The sequence below is a fragment of the Pseudomonas sp. 20-5 genome (assembly GCF_056782835.1).
Window position 1 is genome coordinate 4,116,280 of record NZ_CM165584.1, and the last position, 24,714, is coordinate 4,140,993.

Consider the following 24,714-nt stretch of genomic DNA (forward strand, 5'->3'; position numbering starts at 1 on the left):
AACCGCCCGCTCCGCCGCCCATCGTGGCGGCGGGCTGGCCTAGCCGCGACGACTGTGATGGAATCCCCCGACCCGCCCTGCAGCGTACCTCCGTCACTGACCGTGAAGCCCCGCCTCGTCCGCCAGTTGCTGCTCCCCATTCCCCTGCTCCTGCTGATGCTCGGCTTCGGCTACGGCGGCTACCGGATCAGCGAGAGCGCCGGCATCCGTGCCCTCGCCGAGAATGGCGAACGCCAGCTGGAGCTGCATGCGCGGACGGTCGAGAGCGAGATCAGCAAGTACACCTACCTGCCCAGCCTGCTGGAGCTGGAGCGCAGCGTCAGTCACCTGCTCACCGACCCGACGCCATACCGGCGCAACCAGGTCAACGCCTACCTCGAAGGCCTCAACCGCCGCGCCGGCAGCCGCGCGGTGTACCTGCTGGACACCAACGGCCGGGTCCTGGCCACCAGCAACTGGAGCGACCCGGACAGCTACCTCGGCGAGGACCTGTCGTTCCGCGCCTACTGGCAGGACGCGATGAAGGGCAAGCCGGGCCGCTTCTACGGCATCGGCAGCACCCGCGGCGAGCCGGGCTACTACCTGGCCCACGGCCTGGTCCACGGCGGCCGGATCATCGGCGTGGCGGTGGTCAAGGTGAAGATGGACGCCCTCGAGGAACGCTGGGAGAAGGCGCGCCTGGAAGCCTTCGTCAGCGACGAGAACGGCATCATCATCCTCTCCAGCAACCCCGCCCTGCGCCTGAAGGCGGTGCGCTCCCTGAGCGCCGACGACAAGGAGCGCCTGGCGCGCAGCATGCAGTACTACTGGTGGGCGCTGAACGAGTGGCAACCGCTGCAGCGCGAGCCGCTGGCCGCCGGTGTGGAGAAGCTCAGCTTCCCCGCCGATGAGCAGCATCCGCGCGGCGAAGCGGTCACCTACCTGGCGCAGACCCGCGCGCTGAACGACACACCGTGGAACCTGACCCTGCTCAGCCCGCTGGAAGACCTGCGCCGCGACGCGGTGCGCAACGGCATGCTGGCCGCCATCGGTTTCGCCCTCCTGGCATTCCTGCTGATCGCCTGGAACGAGCGGCGCAAGGTACTCGCCACCCGCCTCGCCGCGCGCGAGGCGCTGCAACGGGCCAACGGCGAGCTGGAAGTGAAGATCGCCGAACGTACCGCCGACCTGCAGGCCAGCAACGCACGCCTGACCGCCGAGATCCACGAGCGCCAGCAGGCCGAGGACACCCTGCGCAAGGCCCAGGACGAACTGGTCCAGGCCGGCAAGCTGGCGGTGATCGGGCAGATGTCCACCAGCATCGCCCACGAACTCAACCAACCGCTGGCGGCGCTGCGTACGCTGTCCGGCAACACCGTGCGCTTCCTCCAGCGCGGCAAGCTGGAGACCGCCAGCACCAACCTCGCCACCATCAACGAACTGGTCGACCGCATGGGCCGCATCACCGCCAGCCTGCGTGCCTTCGCCCGACGCAGCGACGACGCCGGCCAGGCCAGCCTGGCCAAGGCGGTGGACGCGGCGCTGCTGATCCTGCACGGGCGCCTGGAGCAGGACCCGCCGACCCTGCACCGGCATTTCGACGACGTGCGCCTGGGCATCGACCAGACCCGCCTGGAACAGATCCTGGTCAACCTGCTGGCCAACGCCCTCGACGCCATGAGCGGGCAGGCCGACCGCCAGCTCTGGCTGGAAGGCCGGCGCGAGGAGGAGCGCTACGTCCTGCGCGTGCGCGACAACGGCCCCGGTATCCCGCCGGCGGCGCGCGTCCACCTGTTCGAACCCTTCTTCACCACCAAGCCCGGCGAACATGGCCTGGGCCTCGGCCTGACCCTCTCGGCCAGCCTGGCCACCGCCGCCGGCGGCAGCCTCAGCGTGCAGCACCCCGAAAGCGGCGGAACCGCCTTCGAGCTGAGCCTGTCCCTGGTTCCCGATTCCCCGACTGCGAGTCCCGCCCGATGAACGAGCCGCTTTCCGTCCTGATCGTCGAAGACGATCCGCATGTCTTGCTCGGCTGCCAGCAGGCGCTGGAGCTGGAGGACATCCCCTGCATCGGCGTCGGCAGCGCCGAGGAGGCGCTGCAACGGGTCGACCGCGACTTCGCCGGCATCGTCGTCAGCGACATCCGCCTGCCCGGCATCGACGGCCTGACCCTGCTGGAGCGTCTCAAGTCCCTCGACCCGAGCCTGCCGGTGGTGCTGATCACCGGTCACGGCGACATCTCCATGGCGGTACAGGCGATGCACGCCGGCGCCTACGACTTCATGGAGAAGCCCTTCTCTCCGGAACGCCTGGTCGAGGTCGCCCGCCGCGCCCTGGAGCAGCGCGGGCTGGCCCGCGAGGTCAGCGCGCTGCGTCGCCAGTTGGCCGGCCGCCAGGACCTGGCGCAACGGATCATCGGCCGCTCGCCGGCGATCCAGGCGTTGCGCGAGCTGATCGCCAACGTCGGCGACACCTCGGCCAACGTGCTGATCCTCGGCGAGACCGGCACCGGCAAGGAGCTGGTGGCGCGTTGCCTCCACGACTATAGCCGGCGCCACCAGCATGCCTTCGTCGCGCTGAACTGCGGCGGCCTGCCGGAGAACCTGTTCGACAGCGAGATATTCGGCCACGAGGCGCACGCCTTCACCGGTGCCAACAAGCGGCGGATCGGCAAGATCGAGCATGCCAACGGCGGCACGCTGTTCCTCGACGAGATCGAGAGCATGCCGGTCAACCTGCAGATCAAGCTGCTGCGGGTGTTGCAGGAACACACCCTGGAACGCCTCGGCTCGAACCAGTCGATCCCGGTGGACTGCCGGGTGATCGCGGCGACCAAGGCAGACCTCGCCGCCATGGGCAAGAGCGGCCAGTTCCGCAGCGACCTCTACTACCGGCTCAACGTGGTGAGCCTGGAACTGCCGGCGCTGCGCGACCGCCGCGAGGACATCCTGCTGCTCTTCGAACACTTCCTCCAGCAGTCCTCGCTGCGCTTCGACCGCCCCGCGCCGGAACTCGACCGTGCCACCGTGGCCAGCCTGATGGCCCACGACTGGCCGGGCAATGTACGCGAACTGCGCAACGTCGCCGAACGCTTCGCCCTCGGCCTGCCGGTGTTCAACAAGGGCGGCCAGGCCGTACAGACCGGCGGCCCGCGCTTCGCCGAAGCGGTGGAGGCATTCGAGAAGGCCCTGCTCGGCGACGCCCTGGCCCGCCACCACGGCAACCTGACCCAGGCCAGCCAGGACCTGGGCATGGCCAAGACCACGCTGTTCGACAAGGTGAAGAAGTACGGCCTGCAATAGGCCGGAGCGCCCTCTTCGCCCTGCCCGCCTGGCGCAGGGCGCGATGCTTCATCCGACATTTCTCACCCGCCTGCGATTCCGCTCGGCGGATAACGCCGGGGGCGTTATTCGCCCTACCCGCCTGACGCAGCGCGTCATAGGCCATTCCTCCTCCCTCGGTGCGCCCTACCCGCCGGTGTGGGGAACGCGCTATCCGGGCATTCATGAATTGAACTCAAGTGTCATTTTCCCCGGCAGCGGTTTTTCGCACGAATCGTTCCGCCAATAATGCGCCCACCTTCTTCCAGTACGCCGCGCCGCGGCCGGCCTCACGAGCGAGATCGCCATCATGCTGTTCAGCCCCTATGCCCTTGGCCACCTGACCCTCCCCAATCGCATCGTCATGCCGCCGATGACCCGTTCCCGCGCCGCCAGTGGCGAAGTCGCCACCGCGCTGATGGCCGAGTACTACAGCCAGCGCGCCGGCGCCGGCCTGATTGTTTCCGAAGGCACCCAGATCAGCCGGCAGGGCCAGGGCTACGCCTGGACACCGGGCATCCACAGCGCCGAGCAGGTCGCCGGCTGGCGCCAGGTCACCGACGCGGTGCACGCCGCCGGCGGGCGCATCTTCGCCCAGCTCTGGCACGTCGGCAGGGTCTCGCACACCTCGCTGCAACCGGGCAACGCCGCCCCGGTGTCCTCCTCGGCGCTGGTGGCCGAAGGCGTGAAGGTCTTCGTCGATCCCCAGGGCCGCGGAGCGCAGGCTGGCGGCGGCGAGATGGTCCAGCACTCGGCGCCGCGCGCACTGGCAGTGGAGGAAATCCGGGAGATCGTCGCCGACTATGCCCAGGCCGCACGCAACGCCCTCGACGCCGGCTTCGACGGGGTCGAACTGCACGGCGCCAACGGCTACCTGATCAACCAGTTCATCGACTCCCAGGCCAATGCGCGCAACGACCAATACGGCGGCTCGCTGGAGAACCGCCTGCGCTTCCTCCGCGAAGTCGCCGAGGCGGTCACCGCGGTGGTCGGCAGGGAGCGCATCGGCGTGCGCCTGGCGCCGCTGACCACCCTGCAGGGCGCGGTCGACGACACCCCGCAAGCCACCTACCTGGCCGCGGCGCGGCTACTCGACGAGATCCGCGTGGCCTACATCCACATCGCCGAGGCCGACTGGGAAGACGCCCCGGCCATGCCGGCGGCGTTCAAGGAAGCGTTGCGCATCGTCTACCGTGGCAGCCTGATCTACTCCGGCATGTACACCAAGGCGCGCGCCGAGGAAGCCCTGGCCAGGGGCTGGGCCGACCTGATCGGCTTCGGCCGGCCGTTCATCGCCAACCCCGACCTGCCCTACCGCCTGGAGCACGACCTGGCGCTGGCCGACGGCGACCGCTCGACCTACTTCGGTGGCGGCGCCGCCGGCTACACCGACTACCCGAGCCTGCCGCAGGCGGCCGGTTGAACCCCCTAGCCGACCGGACCGCGAGCGCGCGGCCGGTTGGCGAAACATGCCGCCACAACCTCGCCTTTGGTCGACTAGAACCCACGGCTGGCGGGACCTAGACTCAATTCGCCAGATATTCATTATTAATAGGCCTGATTTCCTGGACAGGGGGGACCACCGATAGCATCGAGGAACATTTCGAGGAATCCGCCATGAGCAAGTCCCTGATCGTCTCCCTGGCCGCCAGCCTGGTCGTCCTGGCCGGTTGCGCCAACCCGCCGCGCAGCGTCGAGCGCCCCTACAGCGACGCCGAAATCAAGTCCTACGCCCTCGACAGCCTGGAACGCAGCGACCTCTCGCCGAAGCGCCTCGACCAGTACCGCAGCGTGCTCGGCACGCCGCACCGGCAGACCCTCTAGCGCCTTCAGACGGGGCGCCGCCAGACGCTCGCCAGCCAGGGCTGCTGCTCGCGCGGCAGGCCCGGCGGCCGGTAGTAGTGCTCCAGCTCGACGAAACCGGCTTCCTCCAGTAGGCGTTTCCAGGCCGGGTAATCGTGGTAGGCACCGTAGCGTTGGCCATTCCAGCCCTCGCGGTTGTCGCCGCGCGGGTTGGAGCTGAACAGCACGCCGCCCGGCCGCAGCGCTTCGAAGAGTTCGCCGAGCACCCGCGGCAAGGCGCTGCCGGGCACATGGAACAGGCTGGCGTTGGCGAAGATGCCGTCGAAGTGCCCGGCCGGCAGTCGCAGCGCCAGGAAATTCTGTTGCCATACCTCGCAACCGCTGTCGGCCCTGGCCATCTCGACGAAGCGCGGCGTGCCTTCGAGTCCCACCGGCTGGTGGCCGAGGCGGCGGAAGGTGGCCAGGTCGCGCCCGGGACCGCAGCCGAAATCGAGGATCCGGTACGGCGGCGACCCGTCGATATGGCGCAGCAGCGCCTCGACGTTCTGGCTCACGTCATGGCCGCGGGTGCCCTCGCGGAAGCCTTCGGCGTTGCGCTGGTAGTCGGCCAGGGTGGTGGCGGTGATCGCGTCGAAATCCTCGGTGCTCATGTCTGCTCGCAGTGGCGGGGTTCCGCCCAGTCTAGCGCCGGCACGGGTTTCGCCTAAGGTTTTGTAATAGTTTCCCGCTGTGGCGAGGGCCCGCGACACAGTAGGATCGACTTCCCTTTGACTCTCAATGGCCATCATGACCACCCTTTCGGAGCCCCCCAGTCGTCCTTCCGGACAACCCTCCCCGCTTCGCCTTCGCCACCTGCGTCCGCCCCTCGACGCCGAATCCCTCGCCTCGTCCCCCTCCGTCACCGCCGGCTGCCGCAGCCGCGCCGTGCAGCGTCGCGCCAGCGCGACGGCCAGCCGGACCGGGAGGTAAGCGCACATGGAATGGATAGCTGACCCGACTGCCTGGCTCGGCCTGGCGACCCTGATCGTGCTGGAGATCGTCCTCGGCATCGACAACCTGGTGTTCATCGCGATCCTCGCCGACAAGCTGCCGCCGCACCTGCGCGACCGCGCCCGGGTCCTCGGCCTGTCGCTGGCGCTGCTGATGCGCCTGGGCCTGCTGGCGAGCATCTCGTGGATGGTGACCCTCACCGAGCCGCTGTTCGAGGTATTCGGCAAGAGCTTCTCCGGCCGCGACCTGATCATGCTGTTCGGTGGCGTGTTCCTGCTGTTCAAGGCCACCATGGAGCTGCACGAACGCCTCGAAGGCCATGTCGCCCAGCACGCCGGCAACAAGACCTACGCGCTGTTCTGGCCGATCGTCGCGCAGATCGTGGTGCTCGACGCGGTGTTCTCGCTCGACGCGGTGATCACCGCGGTGGGCATGGTCGAGCACCTGGAAGTGATGATGATCGCGGTGATCGTCTCCATCGGCCTGATGATCGTCGCCAGCAAGCCGCTGACCCGCTTCGTCAATCGTCACCCGACGGTGATCATGCTGTGCCTGGGCTTCCTGATGATGATCGGCTTCAGCCTGACCGCCGAGGGCCTGGGCTTCCATATCCCGAAAGGCTACCTGTACGCGGCCATCGGCTTCTCGATCCTCATCGAGGTGTTCAACCAGGTCGCCCGCAAGCGCCGCAAGAAGAGCCTGCAGGGCCACCGCCCGCTGCGCGCGCGTACCGCCCATGCGGTGCTGCGCCTGCTCGGCGGCCAGCGCCTGGAGGCCGACGAGGTCGGCGAGGAAGTCGCCGACCTGTTCGAGGAGGGCGACGACCAGGTGGTCTTCGACCGCCGCGAGCGGGTGATGATCAGCGGCGTGCTGCAATTGGCCGAGAAGCCCATCCGCAGCCTGATGACGGTACGCGCCGAGGTCGACTGCATCGACCTCGACAGCGGCCGCGAGGCGATCCGCGCGGCGCTGCTCGAATCGTCCTACTCGCGCCTGCCGCTGGTGCGCGACGGGCGCGTCGAGGAGCCGCTGGGCTACGTGCACAAGAAGGAACTGCTCAAGGAGCTGCTCGCCGGCGCCCAGCCGGACCTGGAAAGCCTGGCCCGCCAGCCGCTCAACCTGTTGCAGGACTGCTCGATCCTCAATGCCCTGGAGCAGATGCGCGAGGCCTCGACCCACGTGGCCTTCGTGGTCAACGAGTTCGGCGAATTCATCGGCCTGCTGACCCTGACCGACATTCTCGAATCCATCGCCGGCGAGCTGCCCGACGCCAGCGAGATCGACGGTCCGGACGTAGTCGAGGAGAACGACGGCTACCTGGTCAGCGGTGCCATGAACCTCAGCCAGGTGCGTCGACGCGTGGGGTTCGACGCGCACGCCACGGAGGACTACCAGACCCTCGCCGGGCTGGTGATGAGCCTGCTCGACCGCCTGCCGGTGATCGGCGACCGCCTGCAGTGGCAGGACTGGGAACTGCGGGTGGTGGAAGTGGAAGAACGCCGGGTGACCCGGGTCCTGCTGCGCAGGGGCTGAGCGAAGCGGCGGCCGCCGATCCGGCCGCCGTCCTCCCCGGCGCAGCGGCAGACCGCTACAGGCGGCGCTGCCAGGCCTGCGCCTGCTCGTCCTTCACCACCTCGACGAAAGCTTGCGGCAACAGGGTGCGGAACGGGCCTTCGTCAGCCTCGGCCAGCTCGACCATCCGCGCGATCATTTCCTCCGGATCGTACTGCTCGAAGGGAAAGCGCACGCCGCTGTGGTCGGTGAAGTGGCGCTGCGGGTCGTACCAGCGTTTCCAGGTTTCCATCATGCGATCGTTGAAGCCGGTCTGGTACGGGCCGGGATTGATGGTGCCAACCTGGATGCCGAACGGCTTCAGTTCGGCATGCAGGGCCTCGGCGAAGGCCTCCAGGGCATGCTTGGAGGCGCAGTAGGGGCCGGTATAGGGTCCGGTGATCAGGCCGGCGATGGACGACACGAAGAGCACCTTGCCGCCACGCTTCTGCTCGACCATGCGCCGGACGAAACCCTGGGTCAGTTCCAGGTTGGCGAACACGTTGGTCTCGAACAGCGCGCGCACCAGTTCCAGCGGGATCTCCGCGCTGGCCCCGGCCTCGGCGCTGCCGGCGTTGTTCAGCAGCACGTCGATATCCCATTCCCAGGCGCGTTCGCGATCGGCGGCGACGGTGATGTCGAGGGTTTCCACCCGCAGCGGGACGCCACGTCGCCCGGCCTCTTCGCGCAGGTCGGCGGCCTGCCCGGCGCCGCGCACGCCGGCGATCGTCCGATGGCCGCGGGCGGCCAGGCGCAACGCCACTTCCCGACCGAAGCCGCTGCCGGCCCCGGTCACCAGGATTCGCTTCTGTTTCATCTCGATTACCTCTGGATTGTTGCCATAGCCACGGCGGCCTCGGCGATGGATTGGTCCTGGGCCGCGCTGGCGCCGGAGACGCCGACGCCACCCAGGCAGGAACCGCCGGCATCGCCCAGCGGCATGCCGCCGGCGAAGCAGGCCAGCCCGCCGTTGCTCTGCTCGATGCTCCACAACGGCTGGCCCGGCCCGGCGAGTCGGCCCAGCTCACCGCTGGGCAGGCGGAACAGCGCGGCGCTGCGCGCCTTGCGCTGGGCCAGGTCGATGGCACCGGGAACGCTATCGTCCATCCGTACGAACGCCAGCAGGTTGGCATGGGCGTCGACCACCGCGACGCAGACCGCCAGGCGCTGCCGCTGCGCTTCGGCAATGGCCGCCGCGATGCAGCGTTGGGCATGTTGCAGAGACAGGTGGGTAGACATGGCCGGCGTCCTCATCGAGTGCTTGCGGGCCAGTCTAGAAAGGTCGAAGCTTTAACAGAACCGGCCTTCTCCTACGTAGACTTTCAAGTTTTTCTAACAATGAATCGACGCGATCCCCTCGCCGGCCTGCATGTCTTCAGGCAGGTCGCCGACACCGGCAGCTTCACCCGCGCCGCCGCCCTGCTCGGGGTGACGCCGGCAGCGGTGAGCCAGGCGATCAACCAACTGGAAGCCGAGCTGCGTCTCAAGCTGTTCCACCGCACCACCCGCGGGGTCAGCCTGAGCGAGGCCGGGCAGCGCTACCACGAACAGACCGAACAGCCCTACCGCGACCTGGTGCGCGCCCGCGAAGCGCTCGGCGAAAGCCTCGCGGAACCCTCCGGGCAGCTGCGCATCAGCGCCCTGCACCTGGCGAAGAACCTGGTGATCGCACCGATGCTCAACGAGTTCGTGCGACGCTACCCGAAGGTACAACTGGAGATCCGCTACGAGGACCAGTTGGTGGATATCGTCAGGGAACGACTGGATGCCGGCATCCGCCTGGCCGACGCCCTGCAGCCGGGCATGGTCGGGGTGCAACTGACAGCGCCGCTGGCGTGCCTGCTGGTGGCCACTCCGGCCTACCTCGCCGAGTACGGTACGCCGGCCAGCGTCGCCGACCTCGATGGGCATGCCGCCGTGCGCTTCCGTTTCCCGCGCAGCGGCCGCCTGCACAAGTGGCGCTTGCGGGAAGACGGGCGGGAACTGGAAGTGGACCTGCCGGCACGCTTCGTCAGCACCGACACCGAGGCGATCATCGAGGCGGCCCGCGCCGGCGCAGGGATCGCCCAGGCATTCATCCGCGAGCGGGTCGCCGCGGACCTCGCCGCCGGGCGCCTGGTGGAAGTGCTGCCTGGCAGTTGCCTGCCGCTGCCGCCGATGTGGCTGTATTACCTGAACCGCCGCCACGTACCGGCCAAGCTGCGCGCCTTCATCGAACTGCTACGCGAGTGGCGGCAGCCGGCCTGAACCTCAGCGGCCCTTGCCGGCCGGCCCCGGCCGGCTCAGCAGGAGGTCGTCCGGTCCGTCGATCTCGATGAAGCGACCGCTTTCCAGCGCCTCCTCCAGCGGCGTGCCGGCGAGCACGTCGGCCTTGCGCAGGGCGCTGGAGAAACGCAGGTCGGCGCTGGCCTCGACCTTCGCCAACGGCACCTGGTAGGTCTTGAACGCACCGTAGCGGAAGCCTTCGCTGGGCATCATCCCTTCCTGCCCCAGCAGGTAGGCGGACACTCCCAGTTCGCCGCTGTCGGCGTCGATCATCGCCACCACCTTCCAGAACTCCAGCGGCACCTGCACGCCCTGGTAGAGCGGATCGTCGTCGCGGAACACCGGGCCGGTGAACACCGAGATGCGGAAGCCCTCGCTCCTGGCGTTCTGCAGCACGTAGTCCTCCAGCGACAGCCAGCTGCGCTGGTTGAGCTGCGCCACCTGGGGCACCGCGTTGGTGTAGACGAAGGTGTCGTCCTCAGCCTGCCGGGCGACGGCATCGCTGTCGCCCCAGCCGGGATCCTCGCGACGCACCATGTGGCCCTTGTCGAACGAAGCCGGGCCGTAGAAGTCCTTGTGTCCGACCTGCGCGGCCGCCTCGATGCGCGGGTCGAAGCCCCAGGAATCCTTGCGCTTGAGCGAACGCTTGAGCGCGCCGTCGATATTCACCGCGGTGAGGATCGGCAAGCGCCGGCTGGCGCTCATCACCACCGAGAAATGCAGATAGTCCAGGCGCGTGCCCTTGCCCACCGGCAGCACCTGGTGGCTCTTGCCCGGCTTGGGCAAGGCCGCCTTCGGCCCGAGGAAGGCCTCGTCGAAACCCTTGCGCTCGGCCAGGTCGGCGACGCTGCGCTGCTTTTCCTGGAAGCGCGGCACGCCGCGCTTCAGCTCCGCCCCGGCCACCGGCACCCAGGCGCGACGCGCCAGCAGGCTGCGGATCACGCTGGCCTTCACCGCATAGTTGGTCTTGCGGAACTGGCCGCCGAAGTGCAGGCCGACCACCTCGCCGCCGTCGATCGAAAGCACCGCCGAGCCGGAATTGCCGCCCAGGGTCGAGCAGTCGTGGGTCAGGTACCAGGCGTCATGGGGCAATCCCACGACTTCGCCGGGAGCGAAGCGCTTGACGTCGTAGATGTTGCCGAAGATATCTTCCATCGCCCCGGCGTCGTTGCGGCTGTCGCGCGCCGGATAGCCGACCACCGCCACCGCCTGGCGCGGCTCGGCATCCTGGCGCGCGAGGACCAGCGGCGGCGGCAGCAGGTCGCCCTTCACTACCTGGAGGATCGCCATGTCCGGCGCCTCGGAGACGTCCGGGGCGATCCACAGGACCCGCGCGATCACATGCTCGTCGCTTTCCGGCTGGCGGTATTCCTCGCGGAAGTCCACGCGGGTGCGCACCTGCTTGCCGGCCTGGTTGAGACGGAAGCGGAACAGGCTGCCCTGGCGCTCGGCGAACAGGCTGGCGACATGCCGGTTGGTGACGATCAGGTCGTCCTCGATGCGCCAGCCGGTACCGCACCAGTCCATGCTGTCGTGGTCGATCAGTTCCAGCCGACCGACCGAGCGGATCGGCGTGGCCAGCGCGGCGCGATGCTTCTTCAGGCGCTGCTCCAGGCCGGCCAGCGGCGCTTCGTCGAAGATACCGTTCTTCACCAGCAGCACCGGCCGGCTCTTGAGCAGGACGATCGCCTCGCTGAAGCGCCGCGAGTCGAAGAACGAGGCGTCGGATTCCGGCGACACGCTCTTGCCCAAGTGGTCGGCGATCTGCTCGCGGCTGGCGTTGTACGCCGGCACGTTGCTCCACTCACCGCGGGCGGCGAGGTGGGCGAGTTCCTCGCGGGTGCCCTTTTCCTTCAGTACCGAGCAGACCCGCAGTTCTTCCGGCGTGGCCCGCCGGGGGTTGCGCTTGCGCATGGCCATGTCCCTCGCTGGGCGGATATCCCTGGCAGGAGTCTAGCCGAGGGACATGACAGGGCCATGTCCCGCTGGCGCACCGCCGCGCAGCTCAACCGGCGAACAGCCGGTAGGCCGGGTTGTGGGTTTCCTCCCAGTACGGATAGCCGATGGCTTGCAACGCCGCCTCCAGCTCGCCGCGCTCCTCGTCCGGCACCTGCAATCCGGCCAGCACCCGACCGTCGGCGGCGCCGTGGTTGCGGTAGTGGAACAGGCTGATGTTCCAGCGCGAGCCGAGCTTGTCGAGGAAGTTCAGCAAGGCCCCGGGGCGTTCGGGAAACTCGAAGCGGAACAGCCGCTCGCGGCGCACCTCGGTACCGTGGCCGCCGACCATGTGGCGGATGTGCAGCTTGGCCATCTCGTTGTCGGTCAGGTCGAGTACCGGGAAGCCCTGCTCGCGCAGGCCGGCGAGCAGGTCGGCGCGGCTGTCGGTGAGCGGATGGGTCTGCACGCCGACGAACAGGTGGGCCTGGCGGTCGCTGTGGTAGCGGTAGTTGAACTCGGTGATCTGGCGCCGGCCCAGCGCCGCGCAGAAGGCCTTGAAGCTGCCCGGCCGCTCGGCCACGGTGACGGCGATGATCGCTTCGCGCTGTTCGCCCAGTTCGGCGCGCTCGGCAACGTGGCGCAGGCGGTCGAAGTTGATGTTGGCACCGGAGTCGATGGCCACCAGGGTCTGCCCCTCGGTGCGTTCGCGGGCCACGTACTTCTTGATCCCCGCTACGGCCAGGGCGCCGGCCGGCTCGGTGATCGAACGGGTGTCGTCGTAGATGTCCTTGATCGCCGCGCAGATTTCGTCGCTGCCGACGGTGATCACCTCGTCGACATGGTCCTTGCAGACCTCGAAGTTGCAAGCGCCGATCTGCGCCACCGCCACCCCGTCGGCGAACAGCCCGACCTGGCCCAGCACCACCCGTTCGCCGGCGGCCAGCGCCGCCTGCAGGCAGTTGGAATCCTCCGGCTCGACGCCGATCACGCGAATATCCGGACGCAGGTGCTTGACGTAGGCGGCGATCCCGGCGATCAGGCTGCCGCCGCCGACCGGCACGAAGATCGCGTCGAGGCGGCCGCTGTGCTGGCGGAGGATCTCCATCGCCACCGTGCCCTGTCCGGCGATCACGTCCGGATCGTCGTAGGGTGGGACGAAGGTCATGCCTTCGCGCTCGGCCAGTTGCAGGGCATGGGCCAGCGCATCGGGGAAGGCGTCGCCGTGCAGCAACGCCTCGCCGCCGCGTGCCAGCACGCCCTTGACCTTGAGTTCGGGAGTGGTGCGCGGCATCACGATCACCGCCCGCACGCCCAGGCGCTGCGCCGCCAGGGCCAGGCCCTGGGCATGGTTGCCGGCGGAGGCGGTGATCACCCCGCGGGCCTTCTGCTCGTCGCTCAGGCGCGCGACACGGGTGTAGGCGCCGCGGATCTTGAAGGAGAACACCGGCTGCAGGTCCTCGCGCTTGAGCAGCACCCGGTTGCCCAGGCGCTGGGACAACTGCGGCGCGACCTGCAAGGGGGTTTCCACGGCGACGTCGTACACCGGCGCGGCCAGGATGCTTTCCACGTAGCCGGCCAGCAGGGGTTTGCTTGCGCTGAGGGTCGAGGCGCTCATCGGCTGGCCTCCGCGCTCGCCGCCACCGAGGCCAGCAGGTCGGTGCCGTAGGAGTTGTCCACCGCGCAGCGCCACTGGCCATCGGCCTCCTGGCGGAACACGTAGGTGGCCCGACGTTGCAGGCGTCCGGCCTTCGACTCGATCACCGCCTCGGCCATGACCAGCGCCGTATCTCCCGCCTCGATCACCCGCAGGTCGTGCTGGCGCACTCGCAGGCTGTGCTCGAAGTGCCGGGCGATGGCGTCGAACGCCTGGCGGATCTGCGCCTTGCCGCAGGCGTTGAGGCCCGGCTTGACCACCAGGGTGGCGTCGTCGCAATAGAAATCCATCAGGGCATCGAACTGCCCGGCATTGATCAGGGCGTCGGCCCGGCCAACGAGGTTCTGGAGGGTCTGGTGCTGCATGCTGTTCTCCCGGTTCGGTGGTTTTGGCCCAGGAGACAGAACGAAGAACCCGCCTCGAGGGCGGGTTCGGAGTGGACGCTGGCTAACCCGCCATAGCTGGAATGGCGGTAATAATGCTGCGGCGGGTAAGCAGGGTCGCGAAGGTCATGGGTATCGAAACTACGGCGCAGGCCCGTTGGCTGTCAAGCGGTCCGGCCGCGCCGGCAGGAAAAAGCCCCTGCCGCGATGGCAGGGGCTTGCCGTTTTTGGCCGAGCGCCGCCAGAGATCAGCGGGTCAGCAGCACCTTCTGCGGCTGCGAGCCGCTCACGGTGACCAGCTTGGTGACGGTGCCGCCCTCGGTGATGGTCTTGCCATCGCTCTGGGCGCTCCAGGTCAGTTCGCTGGAAATGTAGTAGGTGCCGTTGGGTATGTGGTCGAAGTCGAAGCGACCGTTCTGGTCGGTGGTCGCCTCGCGCACGTAGGTGGCGCGTCGCGGGTCGAGCACCGGCGGTTGCACGTCGGGATCGCGCTTGGCGGCATCGAGGTTGCCGAACTTCGCGTAGTAGGCCTTCATGTAGCTGGTCGCAGGCTCCAGGGTGACCTTGGTGTTGGTCCCCTTCTGGATCGCACCCGACGCACTGGTCAGGTACAGGTCGCCGTTGATCACGCCCTCGCCCACCTGCTGGGTCGCCGCGTATTCATGCTCCGGGAAATCCGGCAGGTCGTTGGGGTTGGAGGCGCAGGCCGCCAGGGCCGCGGTCATGGCCAGGAGGCCGAGGTTCTTCTTGATCGAAAGCATGGGCAATTCCTTTTTTCAAGCGAAGGTAACGAGTCCGTTGTGCGGCACCGACCGCGTGCTCAGGAGCGACGCCCGAGCAGGAAGCCGGCGAGCAGGCCCACCGCGGTGGTGATGGCCACGGTCTGCCAGGGATTGGCGCCGATATAGCTTTCCGTCGCATCCACCGCGTGGCGGCTGCGTTCGGCCACGGCGCTACCGCCCTTGCCGAGGGCATCGTTGGCCTTCTCCAGCAGCGCGCCGATCCGCGCACGGGCGCTATCGGCCTTGTCGCCGGCGAAGGCGGCGCTGTCGGCGAGCATGCTGTTGGCTTCGGAGAGCAGTTCCTGCAGCTCGCTGTAGCTCTGGTGCTGGATCTGCTCGAGGTTGTCTTTCACTGCGTTCTTGCGTGCCATCGAAGAGGCTCCCTGAAAAATGACTTGCAAAGGAGTTGATAGGCGCCGCAGTGAAAAAGTTCAGAGGAAATCGCCGGGAAGAACCGACGCCCAGGCAGTGGGCGCCGGCTTCCGTGGCCTGCCTGCCGTCAGAACGCGTAGATCGCCGAAAGAATCGCCGTGCGACCGTCGCCGTACTCGATGGCCGAGGAGCGCGACTGGTTGCCGTACACCTGGCGCACCCGCTCGACGTAGGCCTTGTCGAACAGGTTGTCGAGGTTGAGTTGCAGTTTCAGGTCGCGCGTCGCCTGGTAGCCGAGCATCATGTTGTGCACCCAGTAGGCATCCAGCTTGCCGTTGTCCACCGAGGTGACGTTGCGCTGGCTGACGTAGCGTGCGCCATAGCCCAGGGTCACGCCCTCGGGCAGTTCGTAGGTGCTCCAGAGGCTCAACGAGCGCGGCGGGGTATTGCCCAGGGCCTGTCCCTCACGCTGCGGGTTGCTGGATTTCAGGGTTTCGCTGTCGAGGTAGGTGTAGGTGGCGAAGAGGTCCCAGTGCTCGTTCAGCTTGCCGCTGGCGCTCAGCTCCAGGCCACGCACGCGCTGTTCGCCGGCAAGCACGTAGCTGCCGTCGGCCAGGCGTTCGCGAGCGTCCTCCTTCTTCACCTGGAACAGCGCCGCGTCCAGCTCCAGGCGCCGTCCGAGGAACTCCCACTTGGTGCCCAGCTCGTAGGTGCTGTTCTTCTCCGGCGCCAGGCCTCCGGTCGCCTCGGTCACGCCCGAGCCGGTGGTGACCAGGTGTTCCGCCGAGGGGTTGAAGGAGGTGCCGTAGGAGAAGTACACCCGCCCGTTCTCCAGCGGCTTGAATACCAGCCCCGCCCGTGTGCTCAGCTTGCCGTCGGAACTGTCGGCGCGCACCGTCGGCTTGCCTGAGGGCGTGCTCCGCGAGGTGCCGTCGATCCAGTCGTAGCGCAGGCCCAGGCTGAGGTCCCAGCGCTCGTCCAGGGCGATGGTGTCGAAGGCGTACAGCGCCTTGACCTCCAGTTCGGTCCGGTTGCGCGCGCTGTCGCGCTTGTCGGTGGGGCCGTTCCAGTAGCCCGGCGGGTTGTGCAGGTCGAAGCCGTTGGCCGGGTAGAACTTGCCCAGGTTGTAGGAGTAGGTGGTGCGGTCGTAGGTCTCGCGGGACAGCTCGAAGCCGCCGATCAGCGTATGCGCCAGGCCGAAGGTATCGAAGCGGCCGGTGAGGTTGGTCTGGTTGATCCACATCCGCGTCTTCGAATCGCGCCCATAGGCTTGCGGTCCCGCCGGCAGGTAGCGACCCGGCGGCAGGCCCTTCTGGTTGACGTGGGAGGCGGAGATCACCGTGTCCCGATGCAGGTGGGAATAGCGGATGAGGTTCTGCAACTGGAAGTCGTCGCTGAAATCGTGTTCGAGCTTGAGGGTGGCGACGTCGTTGTCGATCCGTTCCTCGTCCAGGTTGCGCCAGCCAAAATAATCGTGGCGGCTGACGCCGTCCAGCTTGCGCCCGTTCAGCGCCGGCACGCCATAGTCGGGAAGGTTGTCGTCGCGCTGGTGGAAGTAGCTCAGGGTCAGGCGGGTCGGGGTGTCCAGGCCGAAGGTCAGGGATGGCGCGATGCCCCAGCGCTGCTTGTCGATCTGTTCGCGCCCGGCGACGTCGTTGTGGTGGGCCATGAGGTTGAGGCGGAAGGCGGTCGATTCGCCAAGCCCTTCCAGCGGCTGGTTGGTGTCCAGGGTCAGGCGCCGGTAGCGGTCCGTGCCCAGTCCGGCGCCCAGGTGGGTGAAGGCTTCGGCCTTGGGCTGCTTGCTGACCATGTTGATGCTGCCGCCGCTGGTGCCGGCGCCGCCGAACACCGAGTTCGGTCCCTTGATCACTTCCACCGCCTCCAGGTTGAACAGGTCGCTGCGGCTGGTCTGGGCGCTGTCGCGCAGCCCGTCCACCTGCATGTTGGCGTTGGCGCTGAAGCCGCGGATGTTGATGCTGTCGCCGGAACCGCCGCCGCCCTCGCCGGCGTTGAAGGTGATGCCGGAGACGTTGGACAGCACCTGGCGCAGGCTCAGGGCGTTCTGCTCCTGGATCACCTTTTGCGGCACCACCGTGACGGTCTGCGGGGTATCCAGCAGCGGCACGGCGTACTTGGCCGAGGCCGAGCGTTCGACCCTGGACGACGCCTGCTCGCCGGTGACCGTGTCGGCTCCCAGTTCCAGGGGATCGTCCTTGCGCGCCGCGTCCTCGGCCAGGGCCGGCGAGGAGCAGGCGGCCATCAACAGCATCAGCGGCGCCAGCGGGCGTTTGGTGGGCAAGGGGGACGGCTCGTTGCGACGATCCATGAAGTACTCCATCTTGGTTATTGAGAATCATTGGCATTTGATTGATGGAGGGTTTTTTTCACAAGCCGGACAGCTCCGAAAAAGCTCCCGGAAAAATCTGATAACCAACGGCAGAGTCCCGGAACAGAGGGCTCGCCGCGCGGCCCTTCTGCCAGGCGGCGACCGCATCCCTGCCATCGCGCAGACAAAAAAAAGCCCCGCCAATCGACCGGCGGGGCTTTCCCTAAAGCGTGTCGCCTCAGAACAGCGAGGCGACCAGATGGGTGGCGGGCGCCACCTGGAAGTCGATGGACATCATCACGCTCAGCGCGGTGATGGCGACGATGGAGAAGGCAAACAGCTTGCGCGCCCAGACCCGGTCGTCGGCGGTCCAGTAGCCGGTCAGGGCGATGGCCAGCCACCACAGGCTCACCGCCACCGCCACCAGCAGGTAGCCGTAGCCGGCGTAGCCGCCCAGGCACAAGGCGAGGGTCGCCGCCATGAAGGCGAGGATGTAGAGCACGATGTGGATCTTGGTCACCGCGATGCCGCGCGCCACCGGCAGCACCGGGATGCCAGCCGCCTCGTAGTCCTTCAGGCGGAAGATGGCGATGGCATAGGAGTGCGGCATCTGCCACAGGCAGAAGATCGCCAGCAGCGAGGCGGCGCCGGCGTCGAACTGGCCGCTCACCGCGCAGTAGCCGACCACCGGCGGCATCGCCCCGGAGAGGCTGCCGACCAGCGTGCCGTACTGCGAACGACGCTTGAACCACAGGCTGTACAGGCCGACGTAGACGAAGTAGCCGAAGCCGGCCAGCGCGGTGGTCAGCGGGTTGGTCCGCCACCACAGCAGGCCGAAGCCGGCGACCCCGAGGACCAGGCCGTGGGCCAGGGCAGCCTTCAGCGAGATCTGCCCGGTCACGGTGACCCGCCCGCGGGTCCGCTCCATGTGCCGGTCGATGTCGCGGTCGATGCAGTTGTTCAGCACGCACCCACTGGCGACCACCAGCGACAGGCCGATGACCGTGGCCAGCAACAGCATCGGCTCGACGCTGCCGCGGGCGGCGAGGAAGTATCCCCCCGCCACCGCGATCAGGTTGCCGAAGATGATTCCCGGCTTGGCCACCAGGAGATAGCGTTTCAGCTTCACGTCATGGCCCTCAGGGCATCGGCATCATCAGCATGTCGGCGCTGAAGATGATCCACAGCGAGAGACCGACCACCAGCAGGATGACGATCACCGTGAAGATGAACGCCATCACGTTCCAGCGCCCTTCCGACGACATGTTCATGTGCAGGAAGCAGATCAGGTGCACCACCACCTGCACCAGGCCGAGGACGACCATGGTGAGGATGGTCGCGTGGCGCGAGAAGCCGCCGTCCATGACCATGTAGAACGGGATCGCGGTGAGGATCACCGAGAGCACGAAGCCGATCGCGTAGGAACCCAGGCTGCCGTGGCCGGCGCCGTGGTTGTCGTGTGCAGCGCTGCTCATTACAGGGCCCCCATCAGGTAGACGACGGTGAAGACGCAGATCCAGACGATGTCGAGGAAGTGCCAGAACAGGCTCAGGCACATCATCCGGGTGTTGTTCTGCGCGGTGAGGCCGCGGGTCCAGATCTGCGCCATCAGCACCAGCATCCACAGCAGACCGGCGCTGACGTGCAGGCCGTGCATGCCGACCAGGGTGAAGAAGGACGACAGGAAGGCGCTGCGGCTCGGGCCGAAACCTTCGGCGATCAGGTGGTGGAACTCGTTGATCTCCATCCCGATGAACGCGGCGCCGAGCAGGAAGGTGACCCCGAGCCAGGCGATCGCCTGGCCCTTGGCGCCCTTGTGCGCAGAGAGCATGGCCAGGCCGTAGGTGCAGCTGGAAACCAGCAGGATGGCGGTTTCCACCAGCACGTAGGGCAGTTCGAAGATGTCCTTGCCGCTGGGGCCGCCGGCGGTGTGGTGAACCAGCACCGCGTAGGTGGCGAAGACGCTGGCGAACAGCACGCAGTCGGTCATCAGGTAGAGCCAGAAACCGAATACGGTGTTGCCGCCGCTATCGTGTGCATGATCGTGGTCGTGGCCCACTTCGTGGGCGTCGGCCAGATGCTTGTTCAATACTGCCGTCGACATGGTTCAGACCTGCTTGGCGAGTTGCTGGAAACGGGCGCTTTCGATCTTCTCGATCTCTTCGGGCTGGACGTAGTAGTCGACGTCCTGGTTGTAGCTGCGCACGATGAAGGAGCCGATCATGCCGACGAAGCCGACCGCCATGAGCCACCAGATATGCCAGATGGCGGCGAAGCCGAAGAGGAAGGCGAACACGGCGATGGAGAAGCCCGCGGCGGTGTTCTTCGGCATGTGGATCGGCTGGTAGGCCGGCAGCTTGCGGTAGGCGGTGCCGGCCTTCTTCATGTCGTGGAAGGCATCCACGTCCTGTACCTTCGGCAGCTCGGCGAAGTTGTAGAACGGCGGCGGCGAGGAAGTGGCCCATTCCAGGGTGCGGCCTTCCCACGGGTCGCCATTGACGTCGGCCAGTTGCTTGCGGTTGCGGACCGAGACGAACAGCTGGATCAGTTGGCAGGCGATGCCGCAGAAGATCAGCACGGCGCCGAAGAACGCGACCACCAGGTAGGGCTTCCACAGCGGGTTGTCGTAGTGGTTCAGGCGACGGGTCATGCCCATGAAGCCGAGGATGTAGAGCGGCATGAAGGCCATGTAGAAGCCCACCAGCCAGCACCAGAAGGAACGCTTGCCCCACTTCTCGTCGAGGGTGAAGCCGAACGCTTTCGGGAACCAGAAGGCGAAGCCGGCCAGGTAGCCGAATACCGCGCCGCCGATGATGGTGTTGTGGAAGTGGGCGATCAGGAACAGGCTGTTGTGCAGCAGGAAGTCCGCGCCCGGGATGGCCAGCAGGACGCCGGTCATGCCGCCGATGGTGAAGGTCACCATGAAGCCCAGGGTCCACAGGATCGGCGTGCTGAAGCGCAGGCGGCCCTTGTAGATGGTGAACAGCCAGTTGAACAGCTTCACCCCGGTGGGGATCGAGATCAGCATGGTGGCCACGCCGAAGAAGCCGTTGACGTCACCGCCCGAACCCATGGTGAAGAAGTGGTGCAGCCACACGGTGAAGCCGAGGAAGGTGATCGCGGCGCTGGCCCAGACCATCGACTTGTAGCCGAACATGCGCTTGCCGGCGAAGGTCGCGGTGACCTCGGAGAAGATACCGAAGGCCGGCAGGATCAGGATGTACACCTCGGGATGGCCCCAGGCCCAGAAGAGGTTGATGTACATCATGGCGTTGCCGCCGAGCTCGTTGGTGAAGAAGTGCATGTCCAGGTAGCGGTCGAGCGACAGCAGGCCCAGCGCAGCAGTGAGGATCGGGAACGAGGCGACGATCAGGATGTTGGCGAAGGTGCAGGTCCAGGTGAAGATCGGCATCTGCATCAGCTTCATGCCCGGGGCACGCATCTTGAACACGGTGACCAGGAAGTTGATCCCCGTGAGCAACGTGCCCATCCCGGATATCTGTAGCGCCCAGATGTAGTAGTCCACCCCTACCCCGGGGCTATAGGCCAGCTCCGACAGCGGCGGATAGGCCACCCAGCCGGTACGGGCGAATTCGCCCAGGCCCAGCGACACGTTGACCAGCATGGCGCTGACCACGAGCAGCCAGAAGCTCAGCGAGTTGAGGAAGGGGAACGCCACGTCGCGCGCGCCGATCTGCAGCGGCACGGCCAGGTTCATCAGGCCGGTCATGAACGGCATGGCCATGAAGATGATCATGATCACGCCATGCGCGGTGAAGATCTGGTCGTAGTGCTCCGGCGGCAGGTAGCCGTGGTTGGCGCCTTCGGCCAGGGCCAACTGGCCGCGCATCATGATCGCGTCGGCGAAGCCGCGGACCAGCATGACCAGGGCGACGACGATGTACATCACGCCGATCTTCTTGTGGTCGACCGAGGTCAGCCACTCGGTCCACAGGTAGGTCCACTTGCGGTAGTAGGTGATCGCACCGACCACGCCGAGGCCCAGCAGGGCGACGACGGCCAGTGTGACCATGACGATGGGCTCGTGGTAAGGCACGGCCGAGAGTGTCAGTTTCCCGAACATCTGCGCTTACTCCTGGGTACTCGGTTGCATGTGCATGTCCTTCATGTCTTTCATGCCCTGCATGGCTTGCATGTCCATGTCCTGCATGTCGTGACCGGTCATGGCGGCTTCGTGCTCAGCCCCGGCGTGCTCGCCGTGCGCGGCACCCTTGGCGTCGCCGTGGTGCTCGTACTTGGTGAGGATGTGGCCAAACAGTTCCGGGCTGACCGAAGAGAAGTAGGTCGGCGGAACGTTCTCGCTCGGCTTGACCAGTTCCGGATAGGTGCCGATCGACAGGCTGGCCGGTGCCGCCTTGACCTTGGCGACCCAGTCCTGGAAGCCCTGCTCGGAGGTGGCGATGGCCTTGAAGCGCATGCCGGAGAAACCGCCGCCGCTGTAGTTCGCGGAGATACCGTCGAACACGCCTTCTTCGTTGGCGATCAGGTGCAGCTTGGTCATCATCCCGGCCATCGAGTAGATCTGGCTGCCCAGCTGCGGGATGAAGAACGAGTTCATCACCGAATCCGAGGTGATCTGGAAATTCACCGGGGTGTCTTTCGGGAAGGCGATCTCGTTGACCGTGGCGATACCCTGCTCCGGGTAGATGAACAACCACTTCCAGTCCAGCGAAACGGCCTGGATGGTGACCGGCTTGACCTCGGAGTCCAGCGGACGGTACGGGTCGAGCTTGTGGGTGCTTTCCCAGGTGATCCAGCCGAGGATCGCGATGATCACGCAGGGCACCAGCCAGACCACCGCCTCGATGCGGTTGGAGTGGTGCCAGTCCGGCTTGTACTCGGCCTGGGTGTTCGAGGCGCGGTACTTCCAGGCGAACGCCAGGGTCATCACGATCACCGGGATGACCACGATCAGCATCAGCAGGGTCGCGGTAATGATCAGGGTGCGCTCGTCCATGCCCACCTGCCCTTTCGGGTTGAACAGGGTCATGTCGCAGCCGCCGAGCAGCAGCGCGGGCGCCAGGGAAAGCCATTTCAATGCGGCAAACGGGTTTGCTTTGGTCATCTTCCGGCCTTAATCGATGGAAGGAGCGAGTGGTCGCTCATGGATGTCTCCTTGCAAGGCTTGTGGCGGAGACCGCTGGCTTCAGCCAGTTCCAGACATGCAGTCGCCGCCGGGGTACGGAACGGCCATTGCCCGGCCACGGGAGAAGGCAAGCGGATACCTTTCCCGATTCCGGTGGCGGACTCGTTCCACGCGCTGAGTCGTTCCTTGATGAACAGCGTTTTCGAAGCTGTGCCGGAAGAGGCCAAGGGCGGCCAAGGCACGTGCATGCCTGGGCGAGAAGGATTGCCCTTCCCGCCGGGTGATCAGGTCGCAGTTATCGGTCGGCTATTTGTTGTGCAACAGGCAAGGCAGGAACCCATTTATCGCGATGCGGAGCAGAGACTCGCGCGACGCTCGTTGGACCGAAACTGAGCGTCAGTTATTACAATTCATTTCAGCTGAGGAGCCTATGACACATCTTGCAATAGACTTTCTCAAACATAGATAAAGTAGGGCTTTTACCTGCCTGCGACAGGTTGTCGCAGGCCATACCCTAGCACAACAGTTGGAATACGCGAATATTCTTCGCTTCAAGCAGCATAACGCAAGGAAATCGCCCCCACGCCAGCATCGTGACCCGAGAGTCAGTGTCTATCGGCCTGCAACTGTACCCCTGCCGTTCGTCCAGATGCGCCAACTGTATCCGCCGCCGGGCCGGCGCTAACGCGCAGGCGCCAGAGCAGCGCGGCGGCCAGCAGGGCGCTGGCTCCGGCCACCAGCATAGCCAGACGGAAGCCCTCGGCCAGCGCGGCCGGCAGCTCGGCGTCGAGCCCCGCCAGGGAACCAGGCAAGCGATGGGCCGTGATCGCCTGGGTGGCGAGCCGTTGCGCATCGGCAATCCCCAGCTCCTCCAGCCGATCGCCCAGGACGACGATCGCCCGCCCGCTCAGCAGCGCTCCCAGCAACGCGATGCCGACGGCCATGCCGGCCTGGCGCAGGGTATTCATGGTCGCCGAGGCCATCCCGGAACGCTCGCGGGCCACGCTCGCCATGACCGCCAGACCGGTGCCGGGAACGGCCAGGCCCATGCCCAGGCCGAGCGCCACCAGCAACAGGCCGACCCAGGGATACGCGGTTCCCGTACCGCAAGTGGCCAGCGCCAGCATGGCCAGGCCGATCACCAGGTAGCCCAGCACCAGCAGGCGTCGCAGCGGTACGTGCCGCTGCAACCGGCCGAACAGCATGGACAGTGCGCCCATGGCGAGGAACTGCGGCGCCAGATAGAAGCCGGCCTGCTGCGCCGAGGCACCTTGCACCTGCTGGAAGAACAGGGAGAGGAAGAACAGGCTGGCGTAGCCGGAAAAACCGAGGACGAACGAGGCCAGGTTGCAGACGGCGAACCCGGCCTGGCGGAACAACCCCAGGGGCAGCAGCGGTCGGGCGGTCCGCCGCTCGACGAAGAGGAAGCCAAGCAGGCCGACCCCGGCCAGGAGCAGCGCCGGCCAGGCCGTGGGAGACAACCAGCCGCCCTCTCCCGCGGCGATCAGGGCGTAGGTCAACGCCCCCAGCCAGACCACGCTGAGCAGCTGCCCCAGAGGATCGAAGGCGGCGTGCTCGGGGTGCGCGGTTTCCTCGATGCCCCACAGGCCCAGGGCGAGCGCCAGCAGGCCGAGCGGCAGGTTGATCAGGAAGATGCTCTGCCAGCCGGCGTGCTCCACCAGCAGGCCGCCGAGCAGCGGGCCGAGGATCAGCGACAGCGCGCTGAAGGAGGTCCAGCCGCCGATCACCTGGGCGCGCTGGCCGGGATCGTGGAAAGCCTGGGTAAGGATCGACAGCGCGCCGGGTATCAACAGCGCCCCGGCGATGCCCTGGACCGCGCGTCCGAACAGCAGCAGCGGCAGCGAGGTGGCCAGCGCGCAGAGCAGCGAACCGAAGCTGAACAGGCCGACCCCGAGCAGCCAGGTGAGCTTGCGACCGTAGCGGTCGCTCAGCGGTCCGGAAGACAGCATGAAGGCGCTCAGGCACAGCGCATAGGCGTCGACCACCCACTGCAGGCCGGCCAAGTCGGTATCCAGGGCGTACTGCAGCGTCGGCAGGGCGAGGTTGACGATGCTGATGTCGAGCGAGGCGATGAAGGTTCCCAGGTAAATGGCGGCGACCAGGGCGACACGACGCGAAGGGTTCATGGAGTACTCCGATGAGAGGGCGCTGGCCCAGGAATAATCCATTGACCGACGGTCAGTCAATAAATATCGCGAAACATTCTCATCTTCCTGTCATGCC

21 protein-coding genes are annotated in these 24,714 nt (G+C 66.9%); 6 read left to right on the top strand and 15 right to left on the bottom strand.

What is annotated here, in order from left to right; all coding sequences use genetic code 11:
• Positions 1-57 precede the first annotated feature (57 nt).
• The 4 genes from AC1RB9_RS18905 to AC1RB9_RS18920 all read left to right on the top strand — a co-directional run bounded on the left by AC1RB9_RS18905 (position 58) and on the right by AC1RB9_RS18920 (position 5,123).
• A complete protein-coding gene (locus AC1RB9_RS18905; RefSeq protein WP_003115580.1) occupies positions 58-1,959 on the top strand; it encodes a sensor histidine kinase in 1,902 nt (633 codons plus the stop codon).
• Positions 1,956-3,281 carry a two-component response regulator AauR gene (gene aauR, locus AC1RB9_RS18910; RefSeq protein ID WP_003104097.1) on the top strand — a complete coding sequence of 442 codons (1,326 nt, stop codon included), beginning with the start codon at positions 1,956-1,958 and terminating at the stop codon, positions 3,279-3,281. The genes AC1RB9_RS18905 and aauR overlap by 4 nt, the downstream gene beginning before the upstream one ends.
• Positions 3,282-3,609: 328 nt before the next feature.
• Complete coding sequence (locus AC1RB9_RS18915) at positions 3,610-4,722, top strand: alkene reductase (RefSeq protein ID WP_003449515.1); 1,113 nt, start codon at positions 3,610-3,612, stop codon at positions 4,720-4,722.
• 194 nt (positions 4,723-4,916) lie between these two features.
• Positions 4,917-5,123 carry a hypothetical protein gene (locus AC1RB9_RS18920; RefSeq protein ID WP_003086874.1) on the top strand — a complete coding sequence of 69 codons (207 nt, stop codon included), beginning with the start codon at positions 4,917-4,919 and terminating at the stop codon, positions 5,121-5,123.
• A gap of 5 nt (positions 5,124-5,128) precedes the next feature.
• Here AC1RB9_RS18920 and AC1RB9_RS18925 read toward each other — a convergent pair whose 3' ends face one another.
• Positions 5,129-5,752 carry a class I SAM-dependent DNA methyltransferase gene (locus AC1RB9_RS18925; RefSeq protein WP_003449511.1) on the bottom strand — a complete coding sequence of 208 codons (624 nt, stop codon included), beginning with the start codon at positions 5,750-5,752 and terminating at the stop codon, positions 5,129-5,131.
• Positions 5,753-6,077: 325 nt separating this feature from the next.
• Here AC1RB9_RS18925 and AC1RB9_RS18930 point away from each other — a divergent pair, with 325 nt between their 5' ends.
• Positions 6,078-7,625, top strand: a complete 1,548-nt coding sequence (locus AC1RB9_RS18930; protein WP_003449508.1) for a TerC family protein — start codon at positions 6,078-6,080, stop codon at positions 7,623-7,625.
• 55 nt (positions 7,626-7,680) lie between these two features.
• Here the strand turns inward: AC1RB9_RS18930 and AC1RB9_RS18935 are convergent, their stop codons facing one another.
• Positions 7,681-8,460 carry an SDR family oxidoreductase gene (locus AC1RB9_RS18935; RefSeq protein ID WP_003112376.1) on the bottom strand — a complete coding sequence of 260 codons (780 nt, stop codon included), beginning with the start codon at positions 8,458-8,460 and terminating at the stop codon, positions 7,681-7,683.
• A gap of 5 nt (positions 8,461-8,465) precedes the next feature.
• A complete protein-coding gene (locus AC1RB9_RS18940) occupies positions 8,466-8,897 on the bottom strand; it encodes a GlcG/HbpS family heme-binding protein (RefSeq protein ID WP_003082743.1) in 432 nt (143 codons plus the stop codon).
• Positions 8,898-8,981: 84 nt separating this feature from the next.
• Between AC1RB9_RS18940 and AC1RB9_RS18945 the strand changes: the two genes are divergently transcribed.
• A complete protein-coding gene (locus AC1RB9_RS18945; protein WP_003112374.1) occupies positions 8,982-9,890 on the top strand; it encodes a LysR family transcriptional regulator in 909 nt (302 codons plus the stop codon).
• A 3-nt stretch (positions 9,891-9,893) separates the two neighbouring features.
• On the opposite strand, the gene AC1RB9_RS18950 is transcribed toward AC1RB9_RS18945, so the two are convergent.
• The 12 genes from AC1RB9_RS18950 to AC1RB9_RS19005 form a co-directional block, all read right to left on the bottom strand.
• Positions 9,894-11,822: a DNA/RNA non-specific endonuclease gene (locus AC1RB9_RS18950; protein WP_003116047.1), complete on the bottom strand. Its 1,929-nt coding sequence runs from the start codon at positions 11,820-11,822 to the stop codon at positions 9,894-9,896.
• Between the two features lie 91 nt (positions 11,823-11,913).
• Positions 11,914-13,461: a threonine ammonia-lyase, biosynthetic gene (ilvA, locus tag AC1RB9_RS18955; protein ID WP_003082739.1), complete on the bottom strand. Its 1,548-nt coding sequence runs from the start codon at positions 13,459-13,461 to the stop codon at positions 11,914-11,916.
• Positions 13,458-13,865 (bottom strand): YybH family protein, encoded by a 408-nt coding sequence (locus AC1RB9_RS18960; protein WP_003082737.1) that lies wholly within the window; start codon positions 13,863-13,865, stop codon positions 13,458-13,460. Before AC1RB9_RS18960 ends, ilvA begins: the two co-directional genes overlap by 4 nt.
• Positions 13,866-14,131: 266 nt before the next feature.
• Positions 14,132-14,644, bottom strand: a complete 513-nt coding sequence (locus AC1RB9_RS18965; protein ID WP_003123080.1) for a hypothetical protein — start codon at positions 14,642-14,644, stop codon at positions 14,132-14,134.
• Between the two features lie 59 nt (positions 14,645-14,703).
• The gene (locus AC1RB9_RS18970; protein WP_003082731.1) at positions 14,704-15,036 is read right to left on the bottom strand and encodes an ElaB/YgaM/YqjD family protein; all 333 of its coding nucleotides are present in this window, start codon (positions 15,034-15,036) and stop codon (positions 14,704-14,706) included.
• 128 nt (positions 15,037-15,164) lie between these two features.
• Positions 15,165-17,363, bottom strand: coding sequence for a TonB-dependent receptor (locus tag AC1RB9_RS18975; RefSeq protein ID WP_003082728.1), 2,199 nt, complete (start codon positions 17,361-17,363; stop codon positions 15,165-15,167).
• Between the two features lie 238 nt (positions 17,364-17,601).
• A complete protein-coding gene (gene cyoE / locus AC1RB9_RS18980; RefSeq protein WP_003082726.1) occupies positions 17,602-18,492 on the bottom strand; it encodes a heme o synthase in 891 nt (296 codons plus the stop codon).
• Between the two features lie 10 nt (positions 18,493-18,502).
• Positions 18,503-18,838 carry a cytochrome o ubiquinol oxidase subunit IV gene (gene cyoD / locus AC1RB9_RS18985; protein WP_003109258.1) on the bottom strand — a complete coding sequence of 112 codons (336 nt, stop codon included), beginning with the start codon at positions 18,836-18,838 and terminating at the stop codon, positions 18,503-18,505.
• Positions 18,838-19,467, bottom strand: a complete 630-nt coding sequence (cyoC, locus tag AC1RB9_RS18990) for a cytochrome o ubiquinol oxidase subunit III (RefSeq protein WP_003086858.1) — start codon at positions 19,465-19,467, stop codon at positions 18,838-18,840. Before cyoC ends, cyoD begins: the two co-directional genes overlap by 1 nt.
• Positions 19,468-19,470: 3 nt before the next feature.
• The gene (gene cyoB, locus AC1RB9_RS18995) at positions 19,471-21,447 is read right to left on the bottom strand and encodes a cytochrome o ubiquinol oxidase subunit I (protein WP_003449501.1); all 1,977 of its coding nucleotides are present in this window, start codon (positions 21,445-21,447) and stop codon (positions 19,471-19,473) included.
• A gap of 6 nt (positions 21,448-21,453) precedes the next feature.
• Positions 21,454-22,449, bottom strand: a complete 996-nt coding sequence (cyoA, locus tag AC1RB9_RS19000; RefSeq protein WP_003082702.1) for a ubiquinol oxidase subunit II — start codon at positions 22,447-22,449, stop codon at positions 21,454-21,456.
• A 626-nt stretch (positions 22,450-23,075) separates the two neighbouring features.
• Positions 23,076-24,617 (bottom strand): MFS transporter, encoded by a 1,542-nt coding sequence (locus tag AC1RB9_RS19005; protein ID WP_003449497.1) that lies wholly within the window; start codon positions 24,615-24,617, stop codon positions 23,076-23,078.
• Positions 24,618-24,714: the final 97 nt, after the last annotated feature.

Coding starts and splice junctions, on each gene's coding strand:
- AC1RB9_RS18935 (WP_003112376.1), bottom strand. CDS start 8,460: ATGAAACAGAAGCGAATCCTGGTGACCGGGGCCGGCAGCGGCTTCGGT.
- cyoC (WP_003086858.1), bottom strand. CDS start 19,467: ATGTCGACGGCAGTATTGAACAAGCATCTGGCCGACGCCCACGAAGTG.
- cyoB (WP_003449501.1), bottom strand. CDS start 21,447: ATGTTCGGGAAACTGACACTCTCGGCCGTGCCTTACCACGAGCCCATC.
- cyoA (WP_003082702.1), bottom strand. CDS start 22,449: ATGACCAAAGCAAACCCGTTTGCCGCATTGAAATGGCTTTCCCTGGCG.
- aauR (WP_003104097.1), top strand. CDS start 1,956: ATGAACGAGCCGCTTTCCGTCCTGATCGTCGAAGACGATCCGCATGTC.
- AC1RB9_RS18965 (WP_003123080.1), bottom strand. CDS start 14,644: ATGCTTTCGATCAAGAAGAACCTCGGCCTCCTGGCCATGACCGCGGCC.
- AC1RB9_RS18905 (WP_003115580.1), top strand. CDS start 58: ATGGAATCCCCCGACCCGCCCTGCAGCGTACCTCCGTCACTGACCGTG.
- AC1RB9_RS19005 (WP_003449497.1), bottom strand. CDS start 24,617: ATGAACCCTTCGCGTCGTGTCGCCCTGGTCGCCGCCATTTACCTGGGA.
- AC1RB9_RS18960 (WP_003082737.1), bottom strand. CDS start 13,865: ATGCAGCACCAGACCCTCCAGAACCTCGTTGGCCGGGCCGACGCCCTG.
- AC1RB9_RS18975 (WP_003082728.1), bottom strand. CDS start 17,363: ATGGATCGTCGCAACGAGCCGTCCCCCTTGCCCACCAAACGCCCGCTG.
- cyoD (WP_003109258.1), bottom strand. CDS start 18,838: ATGAGCAGCGCTGCACACGACAACCACGGCGCCGGCCACGGCAGCCTG.
- AC1RB9_RS18920 (WP_003086874.1), top strand. CDS start 4,917: ATGAGCAAGTCCCTGATCGTCTCCCTGGCCGCCAGCCTGGTCGTCCTG.
- AC1RB9_RS18940 (WP_003082743.1), bottom strand. CDS start 8,897: ATGAGGACGCCGGCCATGTCTACCCACCTGTCTCTGCAACATGCCCAA.
- AC1RB9_RS18970 (WP_003082731.1), bottom strand. CDS start 15,036: ATGGCACGCAAGAACGCAGTGAAAGACAACCTCGAGCAGATCCAGCAC.
- AC1RB9_RS18945 (WP_003112374.1), top strand. CDS start 8,982: ATGAATCGACGCGATCCCCTCGCCGGCCTGCATGTCTTCAGGCAGGTC.
- AC1RB9_RS18930 (WP_003449508.1), top strand. CDS start 6,078: ATGGAATGGATAGCTGACCCGACTGCCTGGCTCGGCCTGGCGACCCTG.
- AC1RB9_RS18950 (WP_003116047.1), bottom strand. CDS start 11,822: ATGCGCAAGCGCAACCCCCGGCGGGCCACGCCGGAAGAACTGCGGGTC.
- AC1RB9_RS18925 (WP_003449511.1), bottom strand. CDS start 5,752: ATGAGCACCGAGGATTTCGACGCGATCACCGCCACCACCCTGGCCGAC.
- AC1RB9_RS18915 (WP_003449515.1), top strand. CDS start 3,610: ATGCTGTTCAGCCCCTATGCCCTTGGCCACCTGACCCTCCCCAATCGC.
- ilvA (WP_003082739.1), bottom strand. CDS start 13,461: ATGAGCGCCTCGACCCTCAGCGCAAGCAAACCCCTGCTGGCCGGCTAC.